This is a genomic window from Streptomyces sp. NPDC002092 (genome assembly GCF_053593775.1).
This window is the reverse complement of record NZ_JBSFDG010000009.1, coordinates 43,724-60,002: the sequence shown is the minus strand read 5'-3', so window position 1 is coordinate 60,002 and position 16,279 is coordinate 43,724. Positions and strand designations below refer to the sequence as shown.

Here is a 16,279-nt window from a genome sequence, read left to right as displayed (position 1 = left end):
TGGCATGGCGACATGTCCTCACTCAGGGTGTCCACGCCCTGGTTCGACGAGACCGGCGGTGAGAGTTCCTGGCTCCCGGGGCTTACTACCCCGGTGACAGTGGCGGGACCGCGCCGGACTTGCACCGGCTTCCTCTCGCGCCGCCGTAGATGGCTTCGGCAGTCCACCACGCCCCCGAACGGCAGTCAACTTGCCGTTGACCTGCGACGGGGGAGTGTGCTGAGGCCCACACCCGGCGCTCTGAACCGTGCATGAAAAACCCATGGGGCGAGGAGGCACGAAAGGGTGCGTCCTCGCCCCAAGGGACGGTGGGAAAGGCCGGTCCGGCCGCGGCCTCAGGCCTTGGTGACCACCAGATGGATTCCGTACGCCACGGCCGCCGCGCAGCCCGCGAAGGCCACGTACGCGCCGGCCACCGCGAGGGACGCCGAGTTGCCCTGCGCCACGGCCCGCTCGCGGCGCGACAGGCCCATGATGCCGAGGGTGAACAGGGCCACGAGGCCCACCGTGACCGCGAGGCTGACGCCGAAGACGGAGCCCAGGGCTGCCCAGTCGATCTTCATGCTGCTTCTCTTCCTTCGTACCGGGTGGGCGGGCTCAGACGGCCGCGGCCGGCGGGGTCGCCGGGTCGGGGACGGCGGTCACGGAGGACGGGGCGGGGATCGTGGCCGTCAGGTCCTCGGTCACCGTGCCCGCCGGGGGCGGGGTCACGGCGGCGATCGCCGTGGTCACCACGCCGGGCGGCTCCTCGCTCTCGTTGACGTTCGACGCGTCGACGACCTCGCGCCGGGAGATCTTCCAGATGGCCGCGCTGGCGGCGACCAGGAAGACGGCGACGACGGCGGTGCCCCAGTCGCCGAGATCCGTCACGGACTCCGCGCCCGCACCGACCAGCGCAGCGGCCGGCAGCGTCAGGCACCAGGCCACGAGCATGCGGGTCGCCGTAGACCAGCGGACCACTCCGCCCTTGCGGCCGAGGCCCGCGCCCATCACCGAACCGGAGACGGAGTGGGTGGTGGAGAGGGAGAAGCCGAGGTGCGAGGAGGCCAGGATGACCGTGGCCGCACTGGTCTGGGCGGCGAAGCCCTGCTGCGGCTGGAGCTCGGTCAGACCCTTGCCCATGGTGCGGATGATGCGCCAGCCGCCGAGCCAGGTGCCGAGCGCGATGGCGAGGCCCGCGGAGAGGATGACCCAGGTGGGCGGGTCGGAGTTGGGAGCGACGGCGCCGCCGGCGACCAGGGCGAGGGTGATGATGCCCATCGTCTTCTGTGCGTCGTTGGTGCCGTGGGCCAGCGAGACCAGGCCGGCGGAGGCGATCTGGCCGACGCGGTAGCCCTTCTCGGCGGCCTTGCCGTCGGCCTGCTTGCCGAGAGTGCCCAGGGAATACGACAGCCGGGTCGCGAGCAGCGCTGCGAGGCCCGCGACGATCGGGGCGGCGAGCGCCGGGATGAGCACCTTGGTGACGAGCACGTCACCGTGGACCGCGCCCATGCCGGCCGAGGCGACGGTGGCGCCGATCAGGCCGCCCATCAGGGCGTGCGAGGAACTGGAGGGAAGCCCGACGAGCCAGGTCAGCAGGTTCCAGAGGATCGCGCCGACCAGCGCCGCGAAGATGACCTCGGGACGTATGCCGGTCTCGTCGACGAGACCCTTGGAGATCGTGTTGGCGACCTCCACGGAGAGGAAGGCACCCGCAAGGTTCAGCACGGCGGACATGGCCACCGCGACCTTGGGCTTGAGCGCGCCGGTCGAGATGGTGGTGGCCATCGCGTTGGCGGTGTCGTGGAAACCGTTCGTGAAATCAAACGCGAGTGCGGTCACTACCACAATCGCGAGGATCAGCGAGAAGTTTTCCATTTACCCAGGCAATCGTTCGAAGTCAACGGTCGGTTGACCGTAGGCAACCTGGGTGAACGGAAGATGAACTGAGGGCGGCTGCACGATGTCCGCATGAGGGGGGCGCCGCTCCGTCCTGTCCCGGCGACCCCCCGGCCCCTGCGTGCCCCTTGGTCAGTAGCCCCGGGCGAACTTCCTCAGCTGGGTCTGTGACCCGTTGAAGAGATTCTGGTCACCCGGCAGTCCGCCGCTGTTGTCGTACTGCCAGAAGGTCCAGAACGACCAGCCGGCCGGCAGGGAACCGGAGGTCCCGGACTCGTGACGGGCTATCCACAGCGCGTGGTTCGAGGCGAACGCGCCGCTTCCGCCGGTGCACGCGTTCCACCAGTGGGTGGTCGTGTAGATCACCGGGTGGCGACCGGTGAGCCGCTTCACCTCGCCGCTGAACGACTTGATCCAGTCGACCATGCGCGCCTTGCTCAGGCCGTAGCACCTGTGCTTGGCGCTGTACGGGTTGTATTCGATGTCGAGGGCGGGTGGCAGCGTCCAGCCGTCCGGCCTCCAGCTGCCACCGTGGTTCACGAAGTACGCCGCCTGCGCCCTGCCCGACGACTTGTCCGGCAGTGCGAAGTGGTACGCGCCGCGGATGATGCCGGCGCTGCGGGCGCCGTCGTACTGCTGGCCGAAGTACGGATTGCGGTAGTCCGTGGACTCCGTCGCCTTGACGTAGACGAACCTGGCGCCCTTGGCCTTCGCGCTCGGCCAGTCGACGTTCCTCTGGTGCGAAGAGACGTCGTGCCCCTGCGGCAGGCTCGCCGCCGAGGCCGGAAGCCCGGCGAGGGCCGCCCCGGTGACGGTGAGTGCCGCCACGGAGACCGCGAGGGCGCGGGTGCGGCGGCGCGGCGGTTTGTGATCACGAGCCATATTTCCCCCCGGAATGGCGACGTGCACGACAAAACAAGGGGAGATTACTGGAAGGTCGTCGAATGCCAGATGATCTCCGGCCAAGCATGGAGAGAGGGGGATATGTCCCTATACGGGGACTTTCGGACGCCTGGCTTCCGTCCTAAAGTGCCCCCGCCCGGCGGCGTGGCGGAGGTGCGCCTGGCAGGATCGCGGCATGGCTGAGCAGCGGCGGGACCAGCGAGGCGAACGGGATGCGCGGGAAGGTGTGCAGGACGTGCCGGAGCGGTGGGGGAGGCGTGTGAGTGCCGAGGTGGCGCACGCCTGGGAAGCGCTCGTCGCGACGGCCCGCCGCACGGTCACCGACGGCCTCGTCGTCGGCACCTCCGGCAATGTCTCGGTGCGCGTCGGGGACACCGTGCTGGTCACACCGTCGGGCGTGCCCTACGACAGGCTCACGCCCGAGGACGTGACCGGCGTCGACCTCGACGGCCGCCAGGTGCTCGGCACGCTCGTCCCGACGAGCGAACTGCCCATGCACCTTGCGATCCACCGCACCACCGACGCCCGCGCCGTCGTCCACACCCACGCCGTGCACGCGACGGCCGTCTCGACGCTGGTCCCCGAGCTCCCGGCGATCCACTACATGGCCGCCGCCCTCGGCGGCGCCGTCCGAGTTGCCCCCTATGCGACATACGGCAGCGACGAGTTGGCCGAGAACATGCTCCGCGCCCTCGCCGACCGCACCGCCTGCCTCCTGCAGAACCACGGCACGATGGCCTACGGCACCACCCTCGACCAGGCCTACGACCGCACCGCCCAACTGGAGTGGATGTGCCGCCTGTGGCTGACGGCTTCCTCGGTGCCGGGCATGTCCCCGACGCTGCTGTCCCGCGAGCAGATGGCGGAGGCGGGGGAGAAGCTGCGGGGCTACGGGCAACGGAAGTGAAGCCCGGGAAACCGCACGCGGAGTGCGCGGGCGCACCCCGCCGTAATCCGCATCACCCCGCCCCGTCCCCCCGCTGGCCGGTGGCCGGGTCCACCAGGACACTGGACGGGTGCGCACAGTCAAAGCGACGGCTGCAGCCGTCACCGTAGCCCTGGCGGCCGGCGCGGCAAGCGTGGCCGCCGGCCGGTTCGCGAGCGACGCGGCGCTCAAGGCGCCGCCGGGCCGGCCCCTGCCCACCGAACCCCAGCTCACCGTGCACGCCACGGCCGCCGGCCAGATCGCGCTCACCCGCGACCTGGCGGCCATGCGGCCCGGCACCTACGGCCTCGCCGGCGACGGCACCCACGCGGTCGTCGGCCCCGTACTCGCCACGGCGACCCACTCCGCCGACACCGTCGTCCGCCGCCTGGAACGGGTCACCCACGGCACCCTGGAGCCCGGTGACAAGGTGTGGCTGACCCCCAACCTGCACACCGGTGACCCGGGCAGCGCCCTCGGCCTGCCCCACACCGACGTCGACATCCCCGGCGAACTCGGCTCCCTGCCCGCCTGGTTCGTGCCCGGCGTGCGGGACACCTGGGTGATCGCCGTGCACGGTCTGGGAGCCACCCGTGAACTCGCCATGAACGTCATGGAGTTCCTGCACCGCCAGCGCTTCCCGGTGCTCGCCCTCGCCTACCGCGGCGACCCCGGCGCACCCCGCTCCCCGGACGGCCTGGGCCACCTCGGCGAGACGGAGTGGCGCGACGTGGACGCCGCGATCCGGCACGCCGTCAGCCACGGCGCCAAACAGGTCGTGCTGCACGGCTGGTCGACCGGCGCCACCATGGCGCTGCGCGCCGCCGCCCACTCCGGGCTGCGCGACAGCATCTCCGGACTGGTCCTGGACTCCCCGGTGCTCAGCTGGGCCACGACACTGCGCGCCCTCGCCGCCGCCCGCCGCACACCGGGCGCACTGCTCCCGCTCGCCGTCCGGGCCGCCCAGGGACGTACCGGCATGGAGCGCGAGCGCACCGCCGAGGCCGCGCAGCTCACCGTGCCGACGCTGATATTCCACGGCCCGGACGACACCCTGGCCCCCTGGGAGTACTCCCGCCGGCTCGCCCACGCCCGACCCAACCTGATCGCGCTGCGCACGGTCCCGAACGCCCCCCACTCGGCGATGTGGAACGCCGACCCGGAGGCCTACGAAGAAGCGCTCCGCCGCTTCCTCACCCCGCTGATGTGACCGCTCCCGCCGGCGCCTCACCCTGCTCGCCAACCCTTTTCGACCCCGGCTCCACTGGGCTCGCGCACCCGTTCCGCCGACCCCTCGCCCCGCCCGCACGCTCCTTTCTGCCGGTGCCTTACGCCGCTTGTGCGACCCCCTCCCACACCCCTTCCCGCGCCGCCGGACCCGAGCGGAGCTGAACAGTCGGCAGCATTCCGTTTAAGGCCGTACCACTGGCCTGTTCCCGTCCCCGAGCCGCCCGCCGGACCCCGTGCGTTGGCCAGTCCCGTCGCCCGCCGTGACATTCCGTTTGGGTTTTCGGACCGTCAACCGGAAGACTGCACCCGTGACGTCCCGTATCCCGCGCGACTCCAGGCTTCGACTCGTCGGCCCGCGATCCCTGTCCGCCGCCCCCAGAGCCGTGAACCAGCGCCGCCCGCGCCGCGCCGCACCCCGCCCCCCGGAGGGCACCCCGGCACCCGCGGAGCTGGCCAGAATGGCTCGCTCCCAGCTGGCCGCCGCGGCCCGCGTCGCCCGCTGGGCCGACGCCGCGCTCGGCCCGGGCAGCGACGGCGCGACCGCCGACGGCAAGGCCACCCTCGCCGACGCGACCGCCGAACGGGCCGCCCGGGACCTCGGCCTGACCGTGGCTCAGGTCCGCGCGGACTGGGACACCGCCCGCCTCGCCGGCCTCGTCGAGGTGCACGGCGACAGCGCCCGCCCCGGCTGGCGGCTGCGCGCCTGGAACCGCGACGACAGCGCGGTCCTGCGCGGCTGGGTCGCCCTCTTCGACGCCTGGTCCCTCGCCCACGGCGAGCCCGCGGACCACGAGCCCGCCGCCGTCGCCGAGGTCGTCTCGGCCATGCCCCAGGTGCTGTCCTTCCTCCAGCTGTCCGCCGGGCCCGTCCCGGTCGACCAGCTCCTCGACCTCCTGGAACAGCGGGTCACCGAACTGCGCACCGAGCGCTGCGAGATCCCCTACGGTCCGCAGCCCGAACCCGCTGTCGAGACGAGCCCCGAGGACACCCCGCTCGCCCCCCTCCTCGACTGGGCCCTGCACGCCCTCGCCTCCGTCGGCGCCCTCACCTACGGCGGCGGACAGGCCACCCTCACCCCGCTCGGCAGCTGGGCCGTCTGGGTCAAGCTGGAGCAGATCTGCGTCGCCGCGCAGAGCCCCGCCGGGAACATCGAGGTCGCCGCCGACGAGATGCTCCGCGGCTGCGCCCAGCTGCGCCCCAACGCCGCCCGCGCCGAATACCGCGCGTGGCTCGCCGCCCGCCCCGTCGGCAGCGCCGTCACCGAACTCATCGCCGCCGCCCGCGGCGACGACGCCCTGCTGCGCGGTCTCGCCTTCGAGGCACTGCGCGTGGTCGGCGCCCCCGCCGAGCCGGACGTCCGCGCCGTCGCCGACGAGCCCACCCTGCGGCCGTACGCCCTGCTGTGGCTGGCCGAGCACGACGGCGTCGACCCCGAGGACGCCCACGAGGTCCTCACCCGCGAGGAGGCCACCTGGCTGTGGGTCGACACCGCCGCCGCGGTCGCCGACCACGGCGAGGCCCCGATGCTCGTACGCCACCTGGAGTCGGCCGTGCAGCCGACGGTCCCCCTGCTCCTGGAAGAGGTACGGGCGGTGGGCCACCCCCGCACCGTCCAGGTCCTCGTCGCCCTCGCAGCGGCCCACCCGGACCCGGCCCTGGCAAAGGCCGTGCGCCGCGCCGCCTTCCAAGTGCACACCGGCGGCAGCTGAGCAGGGACCAAAATCCTCGGCGGCCCGGCAGCGGCTTTCAGGTCGACCGTCCGCCAGCGGCTTTCAGGTCGACGGTCCGGCGGAGGGTTTCAGCCCGGCGGTCGGGCGGAGGCTTCCAGGTTGGCGGTCGGGCGGAGGCTTTCAGCCCGGCGGTCCGGTGGCGGCTTTCAGGTTGGCGGTCGGGCGCAGGCTTTCAGGTGGGCGGTCGGACAGCGGCTTTTAGGGGCGCGGGGCTGTATCGATATGCGGCTCCGCCGCGGGGCGCGACCAGCCACGACGGCGCCGCAGTCGCACGACGGCATATCGCGGCACAACGCTGGGCGCCATGCACAGGGCCGCACGGGGGCCCCGCTCACCACCCCGGCCGGGGTGACGGCCCCGACCCCCGCCGCCCCGCCCGAGCGTGCCGTACCTCACGCAGCGGCCCTGATCACCGCCCGGCCATGTCCGCCGACGTCATGGACGTCCCAGCTCATCGCCGTCGACGCCCTGGGGCCGGATCACCCCGCACCGCACAGCCCTCGGCAACGACGTCCCCGGCAGGCGGCCCGAACACCCGAACACAGAAAAAGTGCTTGCACAGCCCCGTTAGACTTGGCCCATGGCCATTCTCCTCGCGCATTAGACGGCGGGAACGCCTCAGCCGCCCACCCGTCAACCCTTTCTGCCCTGGAGCCTGTCCGTGATCTCCGCCTCCGGTATCGAGCTGCGCGCCGGTGCCCGCGTCCTCATCGAGTCCGCCTCCTTCCGTATCGCCAAGGGCGACCGCATCGGCCTGGTCGGCCGCAACGGCGCCGGCAAGACCACCCTCACCAAGGTCCTGGCCGGCGAGGGCATCCCGGCCGGCGGCACGGTCACCCGCTCCGGCGAGGTCGGCTACCTCCCCCAGGACCCCCGCACCGGCGACCTCGACATCCTCGCCCGCGACCGCATCCTCTCGGCGCGCGGTCTCGACGTACTGATCCGCAAGATGCGCGACAACGAACAGCGCATCGCCAACGGGCAGGGCGCGACCCGCGAGAAGGCGCTGAAGCAGTACGAGCGCCAGGAGACGGAGTTCCTCACCAAGGGCGGGTACGCCGCCGAGGCCGAGGCCGCCACCATCGCCGCCGCGCTCAACCTGCCCGACCGGGTGCTCGGCCAGCCGCTGCACACGCTCTCCGGCGGTCAGCGCCGCCGTATCGAACTGGCCCGCATCCTCTTCTCCGACGCGGACACCCTGCTGCTCGACGAGCCGACGAACCACCTCGACGCGGACTCGATCGTCTGGCTGCGCGACTACCTGAAGACCTACCGCGGCGGCTTCATCGTGATCTCCCACGACGTCGACCTGGTCGAGACGGTCGTCAACAAGGTGTTCTACCTGGACGCCAACCGCGCCCAGATCGACATCTACAACATGGGCTGGAAGCTCTACCAGCAGCAGCGCGAGGCCGACGAGAAGCGCCGCAAGCGCGAGCGGGCCAACGCCGAGAAGAAGGCCGCCGCCCTGCATTCGCAGGCCGACAAGATGCGCGCCAAGGCCACCAAGACGGTCGCCGCGCAGAACATGGCCCGGCGCGCGGACAAGCTGCTCTCCGGCCTGGAGGCGGTGCGCCAGAGCGACAAGGTCGCCAAGCTGCGCTTCCCCGAGCCCGCGCCGTGCGGCAAGACGCCGCTCACCGCCGAGGGCCTGTCGAAGTCGTACGGCTCGCTGGAGATCTTCACCGACGTCGACCTGGCCATCGACAAGGGCTCCCGCGTCGTCATCCTCGGTCTCAACGGCGCCGGCAAGACGACCCTGCTGCGCCTGCTCGGCGGCGTCGAGAAGCCCGACACCGGCGAGGTCGTCGAGGGCCACGGCCTCAAGCTCGGCTACTACGCCCAGGAGCACGAGACCCTCGACCCGGAGCGCACGGTCCTGGAGAACATGCGCTCCGCCGCCCCCGACCTGGATCTCGTCGAGGTGCGCAAGACGCTCGGCTCGTTCCTGTTCTCCGGCGACGACGTCGACAAGCCGGCCGGCGTGCTGTCCGGCGGCGAGAAGACCCGCCTGGCGCTCGCGACCCTGGTGGTCTCCTCCGCGAACGTCCTGCTGCTGGACGAGCCGACCAACAACCTCGACCCCGCCAGCCGCGAGGAGATCCTCGGCGCCCTGCGCACCTACAAGGGCGCGGTCGTCCTGGTCACCCACGACGAGGGCGCCGTCGAGGCGCTGCAGCCCGAGCGGATCATCCTGCTGCCGGACGGCGTCGAGGACCTGTGGGGCGCCGACTACGCGGACCTGGTCGCCCTCGCCTGAGCCCGGTGGAACGTCAGCTGGATCGTCAGCGCAGCTTGATCGAAGGCGTGATCCACAGCGTATGGATCATTCGGCCGATCCGTGATCCATCATCTGTGTGAGATCTCCTCGTACCGAGGTGTGTCCTACATCCATTTCACGGCCGAGCCCTTTATCGACAAGGGCTCGGCCGTCGTACGTCTCTGACCTGGCACTTCATAAAAGAACCCGTTCGGCGGTACGAACGCAGCCGGGAGGAATTGCAGATTCCGCTTGTGGGGATGCGCTCCTGTCGTCAAAACCCTGTCTCACGGACCTTGCCGAATGGGTGGCCATGAAAGCCCGGAGGGGTGATCATGAGGGGACCAGAGCGCACTTCCCATGAGGAGGCACGGGTGGCCGAGACTCTGAAGAAGGGCAGCCGGGTAACCGGCGCCGCGCGCGACAAGCTCGCGGCAGACCTGAAGAAGAAGTACGACTCCGGTGCGAGCATTCGGGCGCTGGCCGAGGAAACCGGCCGCTCGTATGGCTTCGTACACCGGATGCTCAGCGAGTCGGGCGTCACGCTCCGTGGGCGTGGCGGGGCGACGCGGGGCAAGAAGGCCGCCTCGTCCTGATCCCGGGCGGCCCATCGGCTTCGATGGTGGCCACCCGGTCGGTCGGCAGATCGGCCGGGTGGTTACTGTGCAGTCACTTAGCTTTGCGCTTTAGCTTGCTCTGCTGACCGCACTCATCGGAGGCACTCCATGGCTTCGCCCGCCCAGGACCTCGGTCCGGTACTCGACAAGGACGGCGTACGGCTCACCGTCGACGACGCGATCGCCACGGTGACGCTGACCAACCCGGCCAAGCGCAACGCGCAGAGCCCCGCGATGTGGCGTGCGCTCGCCGAGGCCGGGCGGGTCCTGCCGGGCTCCGTCCGTGTCGTCGTGCTGCGCGCCGAGGGGCAGTCCTTCTCGGCCGGGCTCGACCGGCAGATGTTCACGCCCGAGGGAATCGAGGGCGAGCCGACGTTCATCGACCTTGCGCGCAGCAGCGACGGTGAACTCGACGCGAGCATCGCCGAGTTCCAGGCCGGTTTCACCTGGTGGCGACGGAGCGACCTCGTGTCCATCGCCGCCGTCCAGGGCCACGCCATCGGTGCGGGCTTCCAGCTCGCGCTCGCCTGTGACCTGCGCGTCGTCGCCGACGACGTGCAGTTCGCCATGCGCGAGACCAGCCTCGGGCTGGTGCCGGACCTGACGGGGACGCATCCGCTGGTGGGGCTGGTCGGCTATGCCCGCGCGCTGGAGATCTGCGTCACCGGGCGCTTTGTGTCGGCCGAGGAGGCCGTCAGCACGGGTCTCGCCAACCTCGCTGTGCCGGGCGATCAGCTCGACGGTGCGGTGCGGGATCTGGCTTCGGCGATTCTGGCTGCGCCGCGGGACGCCGTGATCGAGACCAAGGCGCTGATTCGTGGCGCGCACGGGCGGTCCTTCGATGAGCAGCGTGCTGCTGAGCGGGCCGCTCAGGCTCGGCGGTTGCGGGATCTTGCCGGCCTCGGGGAGTGAGCCTCCGGCGGTTGCGCGCTGTTTGTCTGCGGCTCCGTGGGGGCTTGTCGCGCAGTTCCCCGCGCCCCCTACGGGGACGTCAGCTGACCGCAGTTACCAGTACCGCCACCGTCGGGTGATCCGGTAGCACCCCGGCGACGGCTGCACGTACCTCGCGGGCCACGTCCACGGCCCGGTGGTTGGCGCTCACCGCGATCTCCACGCGCGCGTGGCGGTGGGCGAGCGCGCCCTCCTCCTGGAGTTCCGTGATGTGCACCGCCGCTCGGCCCAGGCCGCCCGTCAGGTGGGTGACCCCCGGGACCATCAGGGCGGCGGACGCCACCCGCAGTTCGTCCGCGTCGTCGGGCTCCGCGGCGCGTGGCGGCTCCGATGCGCGTACGGGCACGGGTTCCGGTGCCTGGTCCAGCAGGGCCGTGACCCGGAGGTCCACCTCGGCCAGCGTCAGGCCGAGCAGTTCCGTCGCCGCGGCTGCCAGCGTCGTACGTACGAGGGCCGCCCTGATCGGCAGTGGCTCGGACGCCGTCGTGGCGAAGTCCGCCGTCACGCGCAGCGGTCCGGGCGGCAGGGCGCTCGGCGGCGGCGGTACGGCGGGGTCCTGAGCCGTGTCCGGGTCGGCGAGCGCGATGCGGAGCGCGTCCAGCCGTACCCCGCGCAGCGCCTCGGCAGCGCGCCGGAGTACCGCCTCGGCTGCCTCCTCCGAGATCCACGCGCCGTCGTGCGGTCCGCCCAGGGGCAGGAGTCTGCCCAGGCTCAGCTGATGCCGTACCGCGTGTGCCCACCGTTCCGCTGTCATTCCTCCAGCCTGCCGCATCCCCGGCGCGCGGCGACGGAACCCCGCTTACCGTGGTCGTAGGGACGACGAACCGGAAGGGACGTGCGGCGATGACCGACATGACGGAGCAGAACCGGACGCAGGCCCCCGGAGGAGCGAGCGAGGTGACGGACCCGCCGACGATGCGCAAGGCGCAGCCGACGCGGCGCGGCGGCGGAGACCCCGCCACCCGGGGGCGGACGACGATCGCCGACGGTGTCGTGGAGAAGATCGCGGGGCTGGCCGCGCGGGACGTGGTCGGCGTGCACGCGCTGGGCAGCGGGCTCAGCCGTACCTTCGGGGCCGTGCGCGACCGGGTGCCGGGCGGCACGAAGTCCGTGACACGGGGTGTGAAGGTCGAGGTCGGCGAGGTGCAGACGGCGCTGGACCTGGAGATCGTCGTCGAATACGGCGTCTCGATCTCCGACGTCGCCCACGCCGTGCGCGAGAACGTCATCGCGGCGGTGGAGCGGATGGCGGGTCTCGAGGTCGTCGAGGTCAACATCGCGGTGAGTGATGTGAAGCTGCCGGAGGAAGAGGACGAGGAGCCGGAGCAGCGGCTCCAGTGACCGGCAGGCGACCGGACAACCGCACCGCTGAGGGGAGCGCACGATGAGCAGGGCTGTGGTCGGCATGATCGCCGGAATGGCGCTGGGCTTCGCCGGATACTTCGGCGGCTTCGGCGCCTTCGTGCTGGTGGCCGCCCTGGGCGCCATCGGTTTCGTCGTCGGCCGGTTCCTGGAGGGGGATCTGGAGATCGGCGAGTTCTTCCGTACGCGTGACGACCGCCGGCGGTGAGCACGGTGAGCGACGGTGTCGGTGAGCTGTCCAGCCCCACGGCCACCGTCGCGCCGGGCGAGCGCGGGGCCACCAGGATCGCCGACCGGGTGGTCTCGAAGATCGCCGCCCAGGCGGCCCGGGAGACCCTGAGCGACCAGTCCGAGGAGACCTCGCCCGCGCACGCCACCGTGGCCGTGCACCATGCGGCCGCCCACGTCCGCGTCCACATCGAACTCGACTATCCCTGCGACATCGGTGCCCGCTGCGCGGATGTGCGTCGACATGTCGCTTCGCGGGTAGGCGCGTTGGTGGGCATGGAGGTGCCGGAGGTCGCCGTCCACGTGGAGCGGCTGCATCTGACCCCGGCACACGGCGTGGCACAGGGGAGGACGCGATGAGCGAGCCCCAGGGCTCCGAGGGCACCACACAACGACTGCCGGTCATCGAGAAGGCACCCGCCGACGAACCGGCCTACGGGCCCGCGCCGTCCGGCCACGACGGCGATCAGGGCCGCTTCTGGTCGGCGCGCCGCGTCCCCGCGGGCATCGTGGCGGTACTGGTCCTGGCGGTCGCGGGCCTGTTCCTGTACGACATCGCGGCCGTACGGGCGCACCGGCCGGCGATGGCCTGGCGGCGCGAACTCGCCCGTCAGCTCGCCGAGCGCCACCTCGACGACACCTGGGTGCTCGTCGGCGCCGGGGTCGCCGCCGCCCTCGGCCTGTGGCTGGTCGTGCTGGCGCTCACGCCCGGGCTGCGCGGGGTCCTGCCGATGCGGCGCACCCACGCCGACGTCCGCGCCGGACTGCACCGCGAGGCGGCCGCCTTCGTGCTGCGCGACCGCGCCATGGAGGTCGCCGGCGTCCAGTCGGTACGGGTCCGGATGCGCCGCACCCGCGCCGATGTGTACGCCCTCTCGCACTTCCGCGAACTGGGCGACGTACGCGCCGACCTGAACGCCACGCTCGACGACGCGATCAGCGGCCTGGGGCTCACCCACCCGCCCGCGCTGTCCGTGCACGTACGGCGTCCCGGACGGAAGGGGTGAGGGCGATGCCCAGGATCGTCAACCGGGTACTGATCGGGATCGTCGGACTCGCCCTGCTCCTGCTGGGCGGCTCCGTCCTGGCCGTCGGACTCGGCGCTCCGCCACCGTCCTGGTGGATCCACCACGGCCGGCACGACGTCCTGCTCAGTGACGCCGAACGCACCCGCTGGCAGGGCTCCGGCTGGTGGTGGCCGACCGTCATCGCCGCACTGGCCGTGCTGGTGCTGCTGGCCCTGTGGTGGCTGGCCGCGGTCCTGCGCCGGCGCCGCCTCGCCGAGGTCCTGGTGGACACCGGCGACGGCGAGGGCGCGCTGCTGCGGGGCCGGGCCCTGGAGGGCGTACTGGCGAGCGAGGCGGGCGAGTTGGAGGGCGTGGCGCATGCCCGTGCCCGTCTGACCGGCCGCCGCACCGCCCCCGAGGCGCGTGTGCAACTCCACCTGGAACCGCATGTGGACCCGGGAACGGCGCTGCACGACCTCACGACCCGGGCCCTGATGCACGCACGCAATTCCGCGGGTCTCGCCGCATTTCCCGCCGAAGTGCGGATGAAAGGCGTCAAACACCGCGCGGAAAGGGTGAGTTGACCTTCAGAACCCGTGCCGCATTCCGCCGTCCACGGGGATCATGATCCCCGTCAGATAGGAGGCGGCGGGCGACAACAGGAAAGCCGCCGTCCGCCCGAACTCCTCCGGTGTGCCGTAACGCCGCAGTGGAATACGGGATTCGTTGGCGGCACGCGTGGCTTCGGGATCGGCGGACAGTCCGTCCAGTTCACGGACCCGGTCCGTGTCGATACGGGAGGGGAGCAGGCCCACGACCCGGATTCCCCGCGGCCCCAACTCGTCGGCGAGGGACTTGGCGAACCCGGCAAGGCCGGGGCGCAGCCCGTTGGAAATGGTGAGCGCGGGAATCGGCTCGTACACCGAGGCCGAGAGGACGAACCCGATGACAGCGCCCTCCTCCAACTGCGCGGCGGCCTCCCTGGCAAGCCGCACGGCCCCCAGGAAGACGGACTCGAACGCCGTACGCCACTGGTCGTCCGTGTTGTCCGCCAGGAACCCGGCCGGAGGCCCGCCGACGCTGATGAGGATGCCGTCGAAGCGGCCGAACCTCTCACGGGCCGCCGCGATCAGCCGCGCCGGAGCCTGCGGGTCGGCGTTGTCGACGGCCACCCCATGGGCGTCGGGCCCCAGCTCGGCCGCCGCGTCGGCGACCCGCTTCTCGTCCCGCCCCGTCACGACCACCTTCGCGCCGTCCGCGAGGAGCTCACGCGCGGCGGCGTTGCCGAGGCCCCGCGTGGCCCCGGTGACGACGTACACCCGGTTCTTCAGTCCAAGATCCATGGGCCCTATCCTGCCTCGTCGTCCCCGAACAGGGCGAGGGCGGTGTTCACCAGGCCGACATGGCTGAAGGCCTGCGGGAAGTTGCCGAGCTGGCGCCCGTCGACGGGGTCGTACTCCTCGGACAGCAGACCCACGTCGTTGGTGAGCCCCACCAGCCGTTCGAACAGCTCCCGGGCCTCCTTCTTGCGGCCCGTCATGTGCAGTGCGTCCGCGAGCCAGAACGAGCACACCAGGAACGTGCCCTCGTCGCCGGGCAGTCCGTCGACCGTCGTCTCGTCGGTGCTGTAGCGGCGCATGAAGCCGCCGTGGCCCAGCTCCTCGCGGATCGCGTCGATGGTGCCGGCCACCCGTGGGTCGTCCGGAGGCAGGAATCCGACGCGCGGGATGAGCAGGAGCGCGGCGTCGAGCTCGCGGGAGCCGTAGGCCTGGGTGAACGTGTTCCGCTCGGCGTCGAAGCCCTTCTCGCACACCTCGCGGTGCACCTCGTCCCGCAGTGCGCGCCAGTCGTCCAGGCTGCCGCGCAGCTTCGGGTTCTCCTCCAGCGTGCGCACGGCACGGTCGGCGGCCACCCACACCATGATCTTGGAGTGGACGAAGTGGCGCCGGCCGCCGCGCACCTCCCACAGCCCCTCGTCGGGCTGCCGCCACTCGGCGTGCAGCCAGTCCATCAGGGAGGCCTGGATCGCCCACATGTGCGGCTTGACGGACAGGCCCGACTTCCGGGCCAGCCACAGCGAGTCCAGCACTTCCCCGTACACGTCCAACTGCAGCTGGTTCACGGCGTCGTTGCCGATCCGTACGGGCGTCGAATCCGCGAAGCCGGACAGCCACGGCAGCTCGAACTCGGGCAGCCGCCGCTCGCCCGCCAGGCCGTACATGATCTGCAGGTCGGCCGGGTCGCCCGCGACCGCGCGCAGCAGCCAGTTCCGCCAGGCCTCGGCCTCCTGGTGGTAGCCGCAGGCCAGGAGCGCGCCGAGGGTGAGGGTGGAGTCACGCAGCCAGCAGTAGCGGTAGTCCCAGTTGCGCACCCCGCCCAGCTCCTCTGGCAGGGAGGTGGTGGGGGCGGCGACGATGCCGCCGGTCGGCGCGAAGGTGAGGGCCTTGAGCGTGATCAGGGAGCGCATCACGGCATCGCGGTGGGGGCCGTCGTACCGGCATGCGGCGGACCATTTCTGCCAGTCCTTCACGCTGGAGTGGAGCGCCTTGTACGGGTCGATCTGGGGCGGACGCGGGTGGTGCGAGGGGTGCCAGGTGAGCACGAACGCGACCTTCTCCCCCTTCTTGACGGTGAACTCCGAGTGCGTGCCGTAGTCCTCGCCCCAGGTGTGCACCTGGGGTTCGGTGCGCAGCCACACCGAGTCCGGGCCGGCGATCGCCACCCGCTGGCCGTCGGACTTGCGCATCCACGGCACGATCGAGCCGTAGTCGAGGCGCAGCCGCAGCGTGCTGCGGACGGTCACCTTGCCGTGCAGGCCCTCGACGATGCGTACGAGGTCGGGGGCACGGTCGCGCTGCGGCATCAGGTCGGTGACGCGCACCGCGCCCTCGTCGGTCTCCCACTCGGTGTCCAGGACGAGGGTGTCGCGGCGGTAGGCGCGGCGGGTGCAGTGGCTCTCGGCGCCCTTGGGTGCGATGCGCCAGTGGCCGTTCTCCTTGTCGCCGAGCAGCTTGGCGAAGCAGGCCGGCGAGTCGAAGCGGGGCAGGCACAGCCAGTCGACGGAGCCGTCCCGGCCGACCAGGGCCGCGGTCTGTTCGTCGCCGATGAGCGCGTAGTCCTCGATACGGGGGTGCACGGAGTGCGGGTTCCCGCAAGGTCCGCAGGGCAATCCGGGGTGGGGCCGGGGG

The 16,279-nt window shown here is 71.7% G+C and carries 17 protein-coding genes and 1 riboswitch; of the genes, 11 read left to right on the top strand and 6 right to left on the bottom strand.

All coding sequences use genetic code 11. The features are described from left to right. Positions 1–42: 42 nt before the first annotated feature. Positions 43–184: riboswitch (cobalamin riboswitch) on the bottom strand. 151 nt (positions 185–335) lie between these two features. From ACWCRD_RS21645 to ACWCRD_RS21635, 3 genes are all read right to left on the bottom strand, one after another. After that, positions 336–563: a hypothetical protein gene (locus ACWCRD_RS21645; RefSeq protein WP_115908926.1), complete on the bottom strand. Its 228-nt coding sequence runs from the start codon at positions 561–563 to the stop codon at positions 336–338. A gap of 34 nt (positions 564–597) precedes the next feature. After that, positions 598–1,857, bottom strand: coding sequence for an anion permease (locus ACWCRD_RS21640; protein ID WP_450967430.1), 1,260 nt, complete (start codon positions 1,855–1,857; stop codon positions 598–600). A 153-nt stretch (positions 1,858–2,010) separates the two neighbouring features. Next, positions 2,011–2,760, bottom strand: coding sequence for a lysozyme (locus ACWCRD_RS21635; RefSeq protein ID WP_450967429.1), 750 nt, complete (start codon positions 2,758–2,760; stop codon positions 2,011–2,013). 196 nt (positions 2,761–2,956) lie between these two features. Between ACWCRD_RS21635 and ACWCRD_RS21630 the strand changes: the two genes are divergently transcribed. From ACWCRD_RS21630 to ACWCRD_RS21605, 6 genes are all read left to right on the top strand, one after another. Continuing rightward, the gene (locus ACWCRD_RS21630; protein ID WP_450967428.1) at positions 2,957–3,688 is read left to right on the top strand and encodes a class II aldolase/adducin family protein; all 732 of its coding nucleotides are present in this window, start codon (positions 2,957–2,959) and stop codon (positions 3,686–3,688) included. Positions 3,689–3,797: 109 nt separating this feature from the next. Next, entirely contained in the window at positions 3,798–4,916 is a 1,119-nt protein-coding gene (locus ACWCRD_RS21625; protein ID WP_450967427.1) for an alpha/beta hydrolase family protein, read from the top strand. A gap of 328 nt (positions 4,917–5,244) precedes the next feature. Further along, a complete protein-coding gene (locus tag ACWCRD_RS21620) occupies positions 5,245–6,645 on the top strand; it encodes a hypothetical protein (protein ID WP_450967426.1) in 1,401 nt (466 codons plus the stop codon). Positions 6,646–7,327: 682 nt separating this feature from the next. After that, entirely contained in the window at positions 7,328–8,926 is a 1,599-nt protein-coding gene (locus ACWCRD_RS21615) for an ABC-F family ATP-binding cassette domain-containing protein (RefSeq protein ID WP_450967425.1), read from the top strand. A gap of 374 nt (positions 8,927–9,300) precedes the next feature. Further along, a complete protein-coding gene (locus ACWCRD_RS21610) occupies positions 9,301–9,522 on the top strand; it encodes a helix-turn-helix domain-containing protein (protein ID WP_004002281.1) in 222 nt (73 codons plus the stop codon). A 129-nt stretch (positions 9,523–9,651) separates the two neighbouring features. Continuing rightward, positions 9,652–10,455: an enoyl-CoA hydratase/isomerase family protein gene (locus ACWCRD_RS21605; protein WP_450967424.1), complete on the top strand. Its 804-nt coding sequence runs from the start codon at positions 9,652–9,654 to the stop codon at positions 10,453–10,455. Between the two features lie 79 nt (positions 10,456–10,534). Here the strand turns inward: ACWCRD_RS21605 and ACWCRD_RS21600 are convergent, their stop codons facing one another. Continuing rightward, positions 10,535–11,248, bottom strand: a complete 714-nt coding sequence (locus tag ACWCRD_RS21600) for a nucleopolyhedrovirus P10 family protein (protein WP_450967423.1) — start codon at positions 11,246–11,248, stop codon at positions 10,535–10,537. An 89-nt stretch (positions 11,249–11,337) separates the two neighbouring features. On the opposite strand from ACWCRD_RS21600, the gene ACWCRD_RS21595 reads away from it, so the two are divergent. Genes ACWCRD_RS21595 through amaP form a run of 5 tightly spaced genes read left to right on the top strand, consistent with a single transcriptional unit; the run spans position 11,338 to position 13,675 of the window. Then, positions 11,338–11,835 carry an Asp23/Gls24 family envelope stress response protein gene (locus ACWCRD_RS21595; RefSeq protein WP_232653205.1) on the top strand — a complete coding sequence of 166 codons (498 nt, stop codon included), beginning with the start codon at positions 11,338–11,340 and terminating at the stop codon, positions 11,833–11,835. A gap of 43 nt (positions 11,836–11,878) precedes the next feature. Further along, positions 11,879–12,064: a hypothetical protein gene (locus tag ACWCRD_RS21590; protein ID WP_450967422.1), complete on the top strand. Its 186-nt coding sequence runs from the start codon at positions 11,879–11,881 to the stop codon at positions 12,062–12,064. Next, positions 12,061–12,444 (top strand): hypothetical protein, encoded by a 384-nt coding sequence (locus ACWCRD_RS21585; RefSeq protein ID WP_450967421.1) that lies wholly within the window; start codon positions 12,061–12,063, stop codon positions 12,442–12,444. The genes ACWCRD_RS21590 and ACWCRD_RS21585 overlap by 4 nt, the downstream gene beginning before the upstream one ends. Next, positions 12,441–13,091 carry a DUF6286 domain-containing protein gene (locus ACWCRD_RS21580; protein ID WP_450967420.1) on the top strand — a complete coding sequence of 217 codons (651 nt, stop codon included), beginning with the start codon at positions 12,441–12,443 and terminating at the stop codon, positions 13,089–13,091. Before ACWCRD_RS21585 ends, ACWCRD_RS21580 begins: the two co-directional genes overlap by 4 nt. Before the next feature lie 5 nt (positions 13,092–13,096). Next, the gene (amaP, locus tag ACWCRD_RS21575; RefSeq protein ID WP_450967419.1) at positions 13,097–13,675 is read left to right on the top strand and encodes an alkaline shock response membrane anchor protein AmaP; all 579 of its coding nucleotides are present in this window, start codon (positions 13,097–13,099) and stop codon (positions 13,673–13,675) included. Positions 13,676–13,678: 3 nt separating this feature from the next. On the opposite strand, the gene ACWCRD_RS21570 is transcribed toward amaP, so the two are convergent. Both ACWCRD_RS21570 and ACWCRD_RS21565 read right to left on the bottom strand, forming a co-directional pair. Next, positions 13,679–14,434: an SDR family oxidoreductase gene (locus ACWCRD_RS21570; RefSeq protein ID WP_450967418.1), complete on the bottom strand. Its 756-nt coding sequence runs from the start codon at positions 14,432–14,434 to the stop codon at positions 13,679–13,681. Between the two features lie 5 nt (positions 14,435–14,439). Then, positions 14,440–16,227, bottom strand: coding sequence for a glycoside hydrolase family 15 protein (locus tag ACWCRD_RS21565; RefSeq protein WP_450967417.1), 1,788 nt, complete (start codon positions 16,225–16,227; stop codon positions 14,440–14,442). Positions 16,228–16,279 lie beyond the last annotated feature (52 nt).

Excerpts from the sequence above, each read along its gene's own strand:
- ACWCRD_RS21645 (WP_115908926.1), bottom strand. The coding sequence starts at position 563 with ATGAAGATCGACTGGGCAGCCCTGGGCTCCGTCTTCGGCGTCAGCCTC.
- ACWCRD_RS21640 (WP_450967430.1), bottom strand. The coding sequence starts at position 1,857 with ATGGAAAACTTCTCGCTGATCCTCGCGATTGTGGTAGTGACCGCACTC.
- ACWCRD_RS21635 (WP_450967429.1), bottom strand. The coding sequence starts at position 2,760 with ATGGCTCGTGATCACAAACCGCCGCGCCGCCGCACCCGCGCCCTCGCG.
- ACWCRD_RS21630 (WP_450967428.1), top strand. The coding sequence starts at position 2,957 with ATGGCTGAGCAGCGGCGGGACCAGCGAGGCGAACGGGATGCGCGGGAA.
- ACWCRD_RS21605 (WP_450967424.1), top strand. The coding sequence starts at position 9,652 with ATGGCTTCGCCCGCCCAGGACCTCGGTCCGGTACTCGACAAGGACGGC.
- ACWCRD_RS21600 (WP_450967423.1), bottom strand. The coding sequence starts at position 11,248 with ATGACAGCGGAACGGTGGGCACACGCGGTACGGCATCAGCTGAGCCTG.
- ACWCRD_RS21595 (WP_232653205.1), top strand. The coding sequence starts at position 11,338 with ATGACCGACATGACGGAGCAGAACCGGACGCAGGCCCCCGGAGGAGCG.
- ACWCRD_RS21590 (WP_450967422.1), top strand. The coding sequence starts at position 11,879 with ATGAGCAGGGCTGTGGTCGGCATGATCGCCGGAATGGCGCTGGGCTTC.
- ACWCRD_RS21580 (WP_450967420.1), top strand. The coding sequence starts at position 12,441 with ATGAGCGAGCCCCAGGGCTCCGAGGGCACCACACAACGACTGCCGGTC.
- amaP (WP_450967419.1), top strand. The coding sequence starts at position 13,097 with ATGCCCAGGATCGTCAACCGGGTACTGATCGGGATCGTCGGACTCGCC.
- ACWCRD_RS21570 (WP_450967418.1), bottom strand. The coding sequence starts at position 14,434 with ATGGATCTTGGACTGAAGAACCGGGTGTACGTCGTCACCGGGGCCACG.